Raw genomic sequence first — 11,767 nt, 5'->3', positions numbered from 1 at the left:
GGAGTCTTGCCTAGAAGGGTTCCCGCCTCCTACAGTCTTTCCAAGAAGGAGCCCTAACTAGAAGGAGGTCGCGCCATGAACGCCCAGCCAGCCCTGGCCGTCGCCCCGCTCCCGCCCCTGCCGCACTGGGAGTCGACCCCGGACGACCTCCCCGCCGCCATCCGCGAGATCAAGGCCGCGCTGCGGGGCCGGATCGAGGCCTCCGGCCGTACGGTCGAGGAGGTGTTCGCGGTCGTCGAACGGCGGGTGCGGGCCAAGGTCGACGAGATCGTGGCTGCCAAGGACCGCGGCGAGACGGTCTGGCCGGTCATCGAGTACGCCGACATCGAGGCCGGCGCCGTGCCGGCGGGGGCGATGGCGAAGCTCCGCGAGCGGGGGTGCCTCGTCGTCCGCGGCCACTTCGACCGTCAGCAGGCCCTCGACTGGGACCGCGACATCGTCGACTACGTGGACGGCAACGGGTTCACCGAGGCCTACAGTGGCCCCGCCGACGACTTCTTCGGCAGCGTCGGTTCCACGCCCGAGATCTACCCGATCTACTGGTCACCCGCGCAGATGCAGGCCCGCCAGAGCCACCGGATGGCCCGGGTGCAGGCATTCCTCAACAGTCAGTGGAAGCACGAGTCCGAGGGCGTACGGTGGTTCGACCCGGATCGCGACTCGCTCTACCCGGACCGGATCCGCCGCCGGCCGCCGGGCGCGGACTCCAACGGCCTGGGCACCCACCTCGACCCCGGCACCCTCGACCTGTGGATGACCGAGGCGTACCAGAAGGCTTTTCGCCACCTCTTCGACGGCACCGTCGAGCAGTACGACCCCTGGGACGCCGCCCACCGCACCGCCGGACCGCAGTACCCCGGCACCACCATGTGCTCGGCCTTCCGCACCTTCCAGGGCTGGACGGCTCTCTCCGACATGGACCACGACCAGGGGGTGCTGCACACGGTCCCGATCCCCGAGGCGATGGCCTACCTGATGCTGCGGCCACTGCTCGCCGACGTGCCCGCCGACGACATGTGCGGCGTCACGGTCAACCAGGTCTTCCCCGCCAGCGAGACCTGGCACCCGCTGCTCATGCGGGCACTCGCCGGCATCCCGGACGTCCGGGCGGGCGACTCGGTCTGGTGGCACTGCGACATGATCCACAGCGTCGCGCCGGTTCGGGACCAGCGGGGCTGGGGCAACGTCATGTACATCCCCGCTGCCCCGTGGTGCCCGCGCAACGAGCGGTACGCGGCCTCCGTCCGCGAGGCGTTCCGCACCGGGGCCAGCCCGACGGACTTCCCGGCGGAGCACTACGAGCGCAACTGGCCCGACCGTTTCCAGCCCGACGACCTCAACCCCATCGGGCGGCGCGGCCTGGGCCTCGACTGATCACCGGCTCGCAGGCCGTCCGGCGGTGGCGGTCCCGCGTACGGCGGTGGGCCGCCCGGACATGTCGCCGGACAGCCCACTCGCCGCTGGTCGGGAGGTGTCAGACGCGGGACCACTTCTGGTTGGCGGCACCTATGCAGTCCCACAGGTGCAGCTTGCCGCCGTTGTTGGGGTTGGCGTCCCGGACGTCCACGCACTTGTTGGCGCTCAGGTTGACCAGGTCGCCAGCGCCGTTGAGGGTGAAGCGCTGGGCGGGATTGCCGTTGCAGGAGACCAGGTTGACCTCGGTGCCGTTGGCGGTGCCGGCCCAGGCCGGGTCCATGCACTTGCCCATCGCCCGGACGGTCCCGTCGGAGGCGAACGTCCAGGACTGGGCCGCGGTGGTGTTGCAGTCCCAGATCTGCAGCTTGGCGCCCTCGACCGGGTTGGCGCCGGGGATGTCGATGCAACGTCCGCTCTGCGCGCCCCTGATCCGGCTGGTGCCGGGAGCCGGGTCGCCGCCACCGCCGGAGGTGTAACTGGACACCCGGACGTAGTCGACGAGCATCTGCTGCGGGAACTGGGTGGAGGCGTCCGGGTAGCCGGGCCAGTTGCCGCCGACCGCCACGTTAAGGATCATGAAGAACGGGTGGTCGAACACCCATCGGTTGCCGCCGAGCCGGGCGGGGTCGACCCGGTGGTACTGCACGCCGTCCAGGTACCAGGTGATCACGTTCGGCTCCCAGTCCACCCGGTAGGTGTGGAAGCCGTCGGCGAGCGGCCCGCCGAGGGTGCGGCTGCCGGTGATGCCGCCGCCGCCGGAGTAGCCGGGCCCGTGCACGGTGCCGTAGACGGTGTTGGGTTCCCGGCCGATGTTCTCCATGATGTCGATCTCGCCGGCGTCGGGCCACCCGCCACCGGTGCCGAGCATCCAGAACGCCGGCCAGATGCCCTGGCCGCGCGGGATCTTGATGCGGGCCTCGAAGCGGCCGTACGTCTGGGTGAAGGTGGCCGCGGTCAGCAACCGCGCCGACGTGTACTCGCAGCGCCCGTAGTGGCACTGGTAGTTGGCGGGGTTCTCCCGGCGGGCGGTGATGACCAGGTTGCCCTGACCATCGTGGACGGCGTTGCTGGTGCTGTTGGTGTAGTACTGCCGTTCGTTGTTGCCCCAGCCGCCGCCGCCGATGTCGAACCGCCATTTGTTCTGGTCGACGGGCGTGCCGGCCGAGGCGTTGAACTCGTCCTGCCAGCTGATCGGGCCGATGGCGGCCTCGGCCCGGTCGTTCTGGGACGGGAGGACGAGCGCCACGGAGGTGGCGATGAGGGCGACCGCCGCGAGGACGAACGGCCGGAGGCGTGGGGCGGGACGGGCTGTGAACACGGGAGGCTCCTCAGCGAGGGGGTGGCGGAGGCTTGAGCCCGGAGAGTGCCGGAGAGCGCTCTCTAAAACGAAGAATGTCGATATGAACGGCATTCTGTCAAGAGTGTTGCCAGCGCGGGGACAGGGGGTCACCGTCCGGTTCTCGCCCGTAGCCGGGGCGGCTCCATCCCGCTCCCGACCGCGCACACGGGCTACCCCGATAGCGGTCGAATCGACCCTTCCTATTGCCGTGGGGCGTCCACGGGGGACAGGATGACGAGGCTCGCCGGAAACATCCCCGTAACCTGCGCGCTGCTGGTCTCTGTCACGAGGAAGTGGGAGTCAGTCATGAGCGACGTGTCGACGGCGCTGGGTGTGCGCCTCTACCCGGACCTGGTCGAGCGGGGTGGTCTGGCCCCCGCGCTCATCGAGATCGCCGCCCGCCACGAGCTGGATCTGGGCCGGGTGAGCGCTCCGGAGCAGGGGCGTAGCCGGTTCACCTGCGCCGAGCTGCACTCCGACCAGGGTGTGGTCTGCGTCGGCCTGGGCTCCCAGGCCCGATACTTCATGGTGGACCTCCGGGTGTCCGGCGAGGTCCAGGCCCGGGGTGACGCCATGGATCTCGTCCAGGTGGCCCAGCTGGCCGCGGCCTGGCGGGCCGGGCTGACGCTCGCCGAGCTCACCACCCGGTTCCCGTTCATGGAGGAGATGAAGCGCCACCCCGCACCGGCGGCCCAGGTTCACTGACGGATCGACGTGTCAGGTCAGGCCGGCGACCAGCAACGACGCCGTCGGCCGTGACCGGCACCGGCCACCTGCGACGGCGGTAGCCTCAGGCTGTGACCCCCGAACTTCGACAGCTCAGGTACTTCGTTGCCGTTGCCGAGGAGTCGAGCTTCACCCGGGCCGCCAGCCGGCTGATGATCACGCAGCAGTCACTCTCCCAGCAGATCAACGCCCTGGAGCGGATCCTCGGCGGGAAGTTGTTCGACCGGGGCAGCCGGGGCACCAGGCTGACCGGTACCGGAACGCTGTTTCTGCCGGAGGCGCGCGCGGTGCTGGACCGCGCCGACGAGGCCGTCGCCGTGGTGCGGCGGGCCGTGCGCGGCGAGACAGGCCAACTCCGCGTGGCGTTCCTGGCCACCACCGCCAACCATCTGCTGCCGCCGGTGGTCCGGGCGGTACGGGACCGCCTGCCCGGCCTGGAACTGACCACCGAGGAGACCACCATCGGGCCACTGGTCGACGGCCTGTCCAGCGGCCGGTACGACCTCGCGTTCACCCGCCCGCCGCAGGTGCCCGGCCTGGCCGCCAGGACCCTCGTCACCGAACAGGTGTGCGCCGTTCTGCCCGAGGGTCACCCGCTCGCCGACCGGACCGAGCTGACGCTGCCCGAGTTGGCCGACGAACGCTGGGTGATGACGCCGCGCAGTTCCTGGGAGCCCTGGCACCGCACGTTCGACGAGGACTTCCGGGCCGCCGGGTTCACTCCCGACATCGTCGCCCGGGACGCCAGCGTCCAGGGTCTGCTGGGTCTCGTCGCCGCAGGCGTCGGGATCACCCGACTCGGCCGGTCCGCGCACAACCTGCGCCGCACGGGTGTGGTGTTCGTGCCGTTGGCTGGCGAGTTCACCACCACCGTGATGCTCTGGCGGCCCGACAACCGCTCGGTCGCCCTGCACCGCGTGCTGGCGGTCGTGACCGAGTTGGCCGCCACGGTCGACCTCACCACCACCGGCTGACGCGCACTCAGTCGGTGGCGGCCCGCGCCTGTGCCGGCACCTGGAGAAGGTCGAGGCAGTTGCGCCACAGCATCTCCAACTGGGCCGGATCGTTGAGCAGCTTCGCGAGCAGGACCCGTCCCTCGATCTGGGCGACGATGGACCGGGCGGCCTCGCGGGTGTCGACCGACGGGCCAGCCAGGCCGGCCTCCTTCGCCTCGACGACCACCCGCTCGATGAGGTCCATCTGCTCCTCGAAGATCTCCTGAAGCCTTTGGCGGATCTCCTCGGCCTGATTGCTGAGTTCGAGGGCGAGGTTGCCGAACAGGCAGCCGGCGACCACCCCGGCCTTCAGCTGGCCGGCGCGCTGGATCTCCTCGGTGGCCTCGAACAGGTCCCGTAGCCGCCGCAGCGGGTCGTGCCCGCTGCCGAGCAGCTGCTCCCACTGGCGGCGCTGGGTGGCCCAGTGCTCCTCGATGACGGTGCGGGCGAGCGCCTGCTTCGACTCGAAGAAGTAGTAGAAGCTGCCCTTCGGCACGCCCGCCGCCGCGCAGATCTCGGCCACGCCCAGCGCCGAGTAGCCACGCTGTTCGATCAGCGTGGCGGCCGCGTCGAGGATCTTGTTCCGCGCGTCACTGGTCCGTCCCATGCTTTGACGATACACGACCGGTCGGCTAGCTTTTAGTAGACCAGTCGTCTAGTGGTCACTCCGACCGGGCCGACCAGGCCCGATCCCACGGCTCCGGCCAGTCAGGAAGTGTTTCCATGAGCACCAGTCAGGGACAGAAGGTCGTCGTGATCACCGGTGCGTCCCAGGGCATCGGCGCCGACCTCGTCACCGCCTACCGCAAGCTCGGATACGGCGTCGTGGCGACTTCGCGCTCGATCGGCGTGGCCGACGACCCGGAGATCGTCACCGTTCGCGGCGACATCTCCGAGGCCGACACCGCCGAGCGGGTGGTCCGTGCCGCCCTGGACCGTTTCGGGCGGATCGACACCCTGGTGAACAACGCCGGGATCTTCGTCGCCAAGCCCTTCACCGACTACACCGACGAGGACTACCAGTTGGTCACCGGGATCAACCTCGCCGGGTTCTTCCACCTCACCCGGCGCGTCCTGCCGCACCTGCTGGCCACCGGCGCCGGGCACATCGTCACCATCACGACCAGCTTCGTCGACCAGCCCAACTCGAACGTCCCGTCGGCGCTCGCCTCGTTGACCAAGGGTGGCCTCAGCTCCGCCACCAAGTCACTGGCCATCGAGTACGCGGGTCGGGGAGTCCGGGTCAACGCCGTCGCACCCGGCATCATCAAGACCCCGATGCACCCCGTCGAGACGCACCAGGCGCTCGCGGGCCTGCACCCGGTGGGCCGTATGGGCGAGACCAGCGACGTCGTCGACGCTGTCGTCTACCTCGAGTCCGCACCCTTCGTCACCGGCGAGATCCTGCACGTCGATGGCGGCCAGAACGCCGGTCACTGAACCCACGCAACCCCGGAAGAGGAGCAGATCATGCCGATCGTCACCATCCAGATCACCCGCGAGGGCAGCACGCCCGGCGCGTCCGCGGCGACCGCCGAGGAGAAGGCCGCACTCATCAAGGGCGTGAGCGAACTGCTGCGCGACGTTCTCAACAAGCCCTTGACGTCCACGTTCGTGGTGATCGACGAGGTCGAGACCGAGAACTGGGGTCACGGCGGCCTGCCGGTCGAGCAGTTCCGGCAGCAGCAGCGCGACGCCGGATCCGCGTAGGCGGGCGAGCAACCGGGCCGGGTGGCGTCGCTCGACGCCGCCCGGCACGACCGGTGCGGGCTCGACCTGTGGGCCGGTGGCATGAACCGACCGGCCCCGGGAAGGACGGGTCCCTGCCGCCGGTGAGGGAGTCGGAATGAGAGCCGTGGTCTACGCGGACGTGCGCACCGTCGCGGTGCGGGAGGTGCCGGACGCGATGGTGGAGGCCGAGACCGACGCGCTCGTGCGGATCACCTCCACCGCCCTGTGCGGCACCGACCTGCACATGTACGACGGGCGGACCAGCGCCGAACCCGGCATGGTGCTCGGTCACGAGCCGCTGGGCGTCGTGCAGCAGGTGGGCGCCGCCGTGCAGACCGTCCGCCCGGGCACCCGCGTGGTGATCCCCACCCACCTCTTCTGCGGAACGTGCGTGATGTGTGCCCGGGGCCTGTCGGCGGCCTGCCTCCGTGTGCGCGCCGAGGGGCCGGGCGCGGCGTACGGCTACGCCGGGATGGGCACCTACCGGGGTGCCCAGGCCGATCTGCTGCGCGTGCCGTGGGCCGACGCGAACTGCGTACCCGTGCCCGGTGAGCCGGGGGACGCGTACGAGGACGACTTCGTGCTGCTCGCCGACGCGTTCGTCACCGGTTGGCACGCGGCGGCCACCCTTGCCGGTGTCGAGCCCGGTGACACGGTGGCCGTGTTCGGTGCGGGCACCATCGGCCTGCTCAGCGCGTACTCGGCGCTGATCCGCGGCGCCCGGGTGGTGTACTGCGTGGACGGCGTCGACGCCCGGCTCGACAAGGCCGGCGAGATCGGCGCGGTGCCGGTGGACTTCCGACACGGTGACCCGGTCGAGCAGATCCGCGCGGACCGCGCTCGGACGGGGCTGCCCCTCGGCGAGGAGAAGCTGGGCGGGATCGACAAGGTCATCGACGCGGTCGGGTTCCAGGCCAGGAACCGGGAACGGCCCGACCAGGAACGCCCCGACCAGGTCATCGCCGACGCGGCGCGGCTGGTCAACCCCGTCGGCGCGATCGCGGTCGCCGGTGTGTACCCGAACAACGATCCGCACCCCCGACCCGGTGCGAGCGCCCACGAGGACCTGGTCGCACCATGGGGAACGCTGTTCGGCAAGGGCGTCACGGTCCGGTTCGGCCGCACCCACGACCGCCGCTACACCGTGCTGCTGCGGGACATGGTCGTCGCCGGCCGGGCCCGGCCCGGCGTGATCGTCACCCACCACGGCGGCCTCGACGACGCACCCGGGTTGTACCGCAGCTTCGACCGCCGCGAACACGGGGTGATCAAGGCCGTGCTGCACCCCTGACGACGGCCGGCCTCAGAGGTTGAGCGGCCCCGGATCGGTGGCCAGCTGCCGGAACCGTACGCGCGGGTCGGGCACCAGCCGTCGGGCCGACAGGTCCAGCAGCCCGCCGACCCCGGTCAGCCTGGCGACCGGGGTGCCGTCCACGCGGGTGTAGTCCTGCTCGATCTGGAACACCTTGCTCTCGCTCCAGTGGAACTGGCAGGACACGTCGACCTCGTCCCCACCGCGCAGCTCCCGCAGGTACTTCAGCGTGACCTCCAGGGCGACCGGCCCCACGCCGGCCGCCAGGAGCCGGTCCTGCGCGATGCCCGCGGCGCGCAGGCACTCCCACCGGGCGTGCTCGCCGTACTGGAGGTAGACGGCCTGGTTCAGGTGCCCCTGCGTGTCCAGCTCGTAGCCACGGACGGTGATGCGTACCCGGAACGGATCTGCCATGGGCCGAGGGTAGCGAGGCTCCATCGCCGCGGATCGGGTGGCGCTCCACCCGGTCGGGCCGGTCGGGTCAGGCGCGGGCGACCCGCCAGGCGCTCACCACGCACACGGCCGCCGGCAGCAGCCCGACCAGCCAGGCCCACTCCCGGTCCCGGAGGAGGTAGTACCCGACCAGTGCGGCCAGCAGCGCGACGGCGTAGGCGTTGAGGATGCTCGCCGTCGTCCGCGCCGACTCGGCCCCGCCCCGCCGGCGCACGGCCGAGCCCACCCACGCCAGGGCGCCGACGAAGAAGATGACGCTGAAACCGAGGACCGTCCGCACCACCGGCGGCAGGCGGTCCGCGCCGGCGAAGATGACGACCGTCAGGACGGCCAGGGCCAGGACGCCGGCGACGTACCGCGACCGAGCCGGGTCGTGCTGGTCGCCGTGTGCATCGGGTCGTGCGGTCATATCGCTTTCCTCCGGCGACGCGTGCGGCGTGGCGATTGCCGAAGGGGTCGGCATCACCCTGGTGCCCGACTGTCCGGATTCTAGGAGAAACGGCCCCACGCCAGGGGGCCTGACCAGCGGTGTGGATCACATCGTCGCCGCCTGGCCGGCCGGACTCCCCGCCGCGCGGTGCTCGGCGACCTCAATGATCATGGACGCTCGATGGCGGAGGGGCGCCCGTGGCGGCTACCCTGCGCCGGCCGCGAACCGGTCGTGCCTGGTGGCGGCCCTGCGGACAGCGGCCGGGGTCGATCATCCGGATCCGCCCGGCCGGCGTCAGGGCGGAGAGCGTTCCCGGGGTGCCGTGAGTGGCGGCCGGGGCGACTGGGGCAGGCGAACACTGCGCTACGTCTATATTGCCGGATTGTTACATTTTCAACAGGCCCTCGCCTTGCGGATGGGCCTCCCGCCGCAATACGTTGCCGTCAACAACAAAACCGAGTGAAGGTCAAACCTTCCGGAGGCAACCGATGACGTTGGCGAGGTGGTACGAGCGATGAGCGACGTGCCCATCCTCCTTGAGATGCGCTCCATCACCAAGGAGTTTCCCGGAGTCAAGGCCCTCTCCGACGTCAACCTGGTGGTTCGCGCCGGCGAGATCCATGCCATCTGCGGCGAGAACGGTGCGGGCAAGTCCACGCTGATGAAGGTCCTCAGCGGGGTCTACCCGTACGGCACCTACGACGGCCAGATCATCTACCAGGGCGCGGAGACGCGGTTCTCCGACATCCGCGCCAGCGAGAACGCCGGCATCGTGATCATCCACCAGGAGCTCGCGCTGATCCCCGGCATGTCGATCACCGAGAACATCTTCCTCGGCAACGAGCCGCGCAAGCGGGGTGCGATCGACTGGACCGCTGCCAACCGGATGGCGCTGGACCTGATGGCCCGGGTCGGTCTCGAGGAAAACCCGGACACCCTGATCAAGGACATCGGTGTCGGCAAGCAGCAGCTCGTGGAGATCGCCAAGGCGTTCGCCAAGGACGTGAAGCTGCTCATCCTGGACGAGCCGACCGCCGCGCTGAACGAGGCTGACTCGCGGCACCTGCTCGACCTGCTGCGCGGCTTCCGCTCGCGCGGCATCACCTCGATCATGATCTCGCACAAGCTGAACGAGATCGAGGCGATCGCGGACCAGATCACCATCCTCCGGGACGGCCGGACCGTCGAGACGCTGGACGTCAAGGCGGACGGCGTCGACGAGGACCGGATCGTGCGGGGCATGGTCGGCCGTGAGCTGAGCAGCCGGTTCCCGGACCACACGCCGAAGATCGGCGAGGTCTTCTTCGAGGTCCGCAACTGGAACGTCCGGCACCCGATCTCGGCCGAGCGGCAGGTCTGCAAGAACGAGAGTTTCGTGGTGCGTCGCGGCGAGATCGTCGGCTTCGCCGGCCTGATGGGCGCGGGCCGCACGGAGCTGGCGATGAGTGTCTTCGGCCGCTCCTACGGGGTGTTCGAGTCGGGCACGATCATCAAGGACGGCAAGGAGATCGTCCTGAAGTCGGTCGCGGACGCGATCGACCACGGGCTCGCGTACGTCAGCGAGGACCGCAAGGCGATCGGCCTCAACCTGCTCGACGACATCAAGTCGTCGACGGTGGCCGCCAAGCTGTCCAAGATCTCGCACCACGGCGTCCTGAACGAGGTCGAGGAGTACCAGGCGGCTGAGGCGTACCGCAAGGAGTTGCGGACCAAGGCCCCGACGGTCGACGAGAGCGTCTCGAAGCTCTCCGGCGGCAACCAGCAGAAGGTCGTCCTGGCGAAGTGGATGTTCACCGACCCGGACCTGCTGATCCTCGACGAGCCGACGCGCGGCATCGACGTGGGTGCCAAGTACGAGATCTACGGCATCATCCAGCGGCTCGCCGACCAGGGGAAGGGCGTCGTCGTCATCTCCTCGGAGTTGCCTGAGCTGATCGGGCTCTGCGACCGCATCTACACCGTGTTCGAAGGCTCCATCACGGGCGAGATCGCCCGCGAGGACGCCACCCCGGAAAACCTCATGAAGCAGATGACCTCGACGAAGAAGATGCTGACACGATGAGCCGATTGAAGGACCTTCAGAAGAACCTGTTCGGAGGCACCACCTCCAACGCTCGCCAGTTCGGGATGATCTTCACCCTGGTGGCGATCGTCGTCCTGTTCCAGATCCTGACCGATGGCCTCACCCTGCGGTCGGACAACCTGATCGCGCTGTTCCAGCAGAACTCGTACATTCTGATCCTGGCCATCGGCATGCTCATGGTGATCGTCGCCGGGCACATCGACCTCTCGGTCGGCTCTGTCGCCGCCTTCGCGGGCATCCTGGTGGCCAAGTCGATGGCCGACTGGTCGCTGCCCTGGCCCGTCGCCATCCTGTTCGGCCTCGCCATCGGCGCGATCATCGGCGCCTGGCAGGGCTTCTGGGTGGCCTACATCGGGGTTCCGGCGTTCATCGTGACCCTGGCCGGCATGCTGCTGTTCCGCGGTGGCAACCAGTACATCGGTAACGCCAACACGATCCCGGTGCCGGAGGGCTTCCGGGAGATCGGCTCCGGCTTCCTGCCCGAGTTCGGTCCGAACACCGGCTACAACAACGCCACGCTGCTGCTCGGCCTGGCCGCGGCGGTGGCCGTGGTGTGGCGCGAGATCCAGGCCCGCAAGACCCGTCGGGCGATGGACGCCGACCCGGCGCCGATGTGGATCTCGATCCTGCGGATGGCCATCATGGTCGGGGTGATCGCCTTCGCGGCGCTGCGCTTCGCCAGCGGTCGCGTCGGCACCAGCTTCCCGATCTCCGGCATCATCCTGCTGGTCCTGGTGATCGCGTACTCCTTCTACACCCGCAACACGGCCGGTGGCCGGCACATCTACGCGGTGGGCGGCAACTCCCGGGCGGCCGAGCTGTCCGGCGTGAAGCTCAAGCGGGTCAACTTCTTCGTCATGATGAACATGTCCGTCCTGGCCGCCCTGGCCGGCATGATCTTCGTGGCCCGTTCGGCGGCCTCCGGACCGCAGGACGGCAACGGCTGGGAACTGGACGCCATCGCCGCGGTCTTCATCGGTGGCGCGGCCGTCTCCGGCGGCATCGGCACCATCAGCGGCTCGATCGTTGGTGGTCTCGTCATGGCCGTGCTCAACAACGGCCTGCAACTGATGGGCGTCGGCACCGACCGCGTCCAGATCATCAAGGGCCTGGTCCTGCTGCTGGCCGTCGCCATCGACGTCTACAACAAGAGCCAGGGGCGGTTCTCCATCATCGGGAGCCTGATGCGACCGTTCCGTCGCGAAGACTCCGCCCCACCCGCCTCACCGCCGGACGCGGAGCGCGAGCCCGCCAAGGCAGCGGTGTCCGGCTGACGGCCACC

General features: G+C 69.6%; 13 protein-coding genes. 9 read left to right on the top strand and 4 right to left on the bottom strand.

The window, feature by feature from the left end; translation table 11 throughout:
• Nucleotides 1–75 precede the first annotated feature (75 nt).
• Nucleotides 76–1,374 carry a DUF1479 domain-containing protein gene (locus tag ACTWLT_RS03495; RefSeq protein ID WP_445317103.1) on the top strand — a complete coding sequence of 433 codons (1,299 nt, stop codon included), beginning with the start codon at nt 76–78 and terminating at the stop codon, nt 1,372–1,374.
• A 100-nt stretch (nt 1,375–1,474) separates the two neighbouring features.
• On the opposite strand, the gene ACTWLT_RS03490 is transcribed toward ACTWLT_RS03495, so the two are convergent.
• Nucleotides 1,475–2,734 carry a family 16 glycosylhydrolase gene (locus tag ACTWLT_RS03490; protein ID WP_252419484.1) on the bottom strand — a complete coding sequence of 420 codons (1,260 nt, stop codon included), beginning with the start codon at nt 2,732–2,734 and terminating at the stop codon, nt 1,475–1,477.
• 327 nt (nt 2,735–3,061) lie between these two features.
• Here ACTWLT_RS03490 and ACTWLT_RS03485 point away from each other — a divergent pair, with 327 nt between their 5' ends.
• Entirely contained in the window at nt 3,062–3,460 is a 399-nt protein-coding gene (locus ACTWLT_RS03485; RefSeq protein WP_445317102.1) for a hypothetical protein, read from the top strand.
• A 92-nt stretch (nt 3,461–3,552) separates the two neighbouring features.
• Complete coding sequence (locus ACTWLT_RS03480) at nt 3,553–4,455, top strand: LysR family transcriptional regulator (protein ID WP_445317101.1); 903 nt, start codon at nt 3,553–3,555, stop codon at nt 4,453–4,455.
• Nucleotides 4,456–4,462: 7 nt separating this feature from the next.
• Here ACTWLT_RS03480 and ACTWLT_RS03475 read toward each other — a convergent pair whose 3' ends face one another.
• The gene (locus ACTWLT_RS03475) at nt 4,463–5,083 is read right to left on the bottom strand and encodes a TetR family transcriptional regulator C-terminal domain-containing protein (RefSeq protein ID WP_445317100.1); all 621 of its coding nucleotides are present in this window, start codon (nt 5,081–5,083) and stop codon (nt 4,463–4,465) included.
• Between the two features lie 116 nt (nt 5,084–5,199).
• On the opposite strand from ACTWLT_RS03475, the gene ACTWLT_RS03470 reads away from it, so the two are divergent.
• The 3 genes from ACTWLT_RS03470 (at nt 5,200) to ACTWLT_RS03460 (ending at nt 7,498) form a co-directional block, all read left to right on the top strand.
• Complete coding sequence (locus tag ACTWLT_RS03470; protein WP_252419488.1) at nt 5,200–5,916, top strand: SDR family NAD(P)-dependent oxidoreductase; 717 nt, start codon at nt 5,200–5,202, stop codon at nt 5,914–5,916.
• A gap of 30 nt (nt 5,917–5,946) precedes the next feature.
• Complete coding sequence (locus ACTWLT_RS03465; protein ID WP_445317099.1) at nt 5,947–6,186, top strand: tautomerase family protein; 240 nt, start codon at nt 5,947–5,949, stop codon at nt 6,184–6,186.
• A gap of 136 nt (nt 6,187–6,322) precedes the next feature.
• On the top strand, nt 6,323–7,498 hold the full coding sequence (locus tag ACTWLT_RS03460; RefSeq protein WP_445317098.1) for an alcohol dehydrogenase catalytic domain-containing protein: 1,176 nt from the start codon (nt 6,323–6,325) through the stop codon (nt 7,496–7,498).
• A 12-nt stretch (nt 7,499–7,510) separates the two neighbouring features.
• Here ACTWLT_RS03460 and ACTWLT_RS03455 read toward each other — a convergent pair whose 3' ends face one another.
• Together ACTWLT_RS03455 and ACTWLT_RS03450 are read right to left on the bottom strand one after the other, a co-directional pair.
• Nucleotides 7,511–7,933 (bottom strand): acyl-CoA thioesterase, encoded by a 423-nt coding sequence (locus ACTWLT_RS03455; protein ID WP_252419491.1) that lies wholly within the window; start codon nt 7,931–7,933, stop codon nt 7,511–7,513.
• A 67-nt stretch (nt 7,934–8,000) separates the two neighbouring features.
• Complete coding sequence (locus ACTWLT_RS03450; protein WP_445317097.1) at nt 8,001–8,381, bottom strand: hypothetical protein; 381 nt, start codon at nt 8,379–8,381, stop codon at nt 8,001–8,003.
• A 28-nt stretch (nt 8,382–8,409) separates the two neighbouring features.
• Here ACTWLT_RS03450 and ACTWLT_RS03445 point away from each other — a divergent pair, with 28 nt between their 5' ends.
• From ACTWLT_RS03445 to mmsB, 3 genes are read left to right on the top strand one after another with little or no spacing between them, the layout of a single operon-like run.
• A complete protein-coding gene (locus ACTWLT_RS03445; protein ID WP_445317096.1) occupies nt 8,410–8,865 on the top strand; it encodes a hypothetical protein in 456 nt (151 codons plus the stop codon).
• Between the two features lie 51 nt (nt 8,866–8,916).
• Nucleotides 8,917–10,464 carry a multiple monosaccharide ABC transporter ATP-binding protein gene (gene mmsA / locus ACTWLT_RS03440; RefSeq protein WP_445317095.1) on the top strand — a complete coding sequence of 516 codons (1,548 nt, stop codon included), beginning with the start codon at nt 8,917–8,919 and terminating at the stop codon, nt 10,462–10,464.
• Nucleotides 10,461–11,759 (top strand): multiple monosaccharide ABC transporter permease, encoded by a 1,299-nt coding sequence (gene mmsB, locus ACTWLT_RS03435; protein ID WP_252419494.1) that lies wholly within the window; start codon nt 10,461–10,463, stop codon nt 11,757–11,759. Before mmsA ends, mmsB begins: the two co-directional genes overlap by 4 nt.
• Nucleotides 11,760–11,767: the final 8 nt, after the last annotated feature.

The sequence above is a fragment of the Micromonospora yongxingensis genome, assembly GCF_052601155.1.
This window is presented reverse-complemented; position numbering and strand designations above follow the sequence as displayed.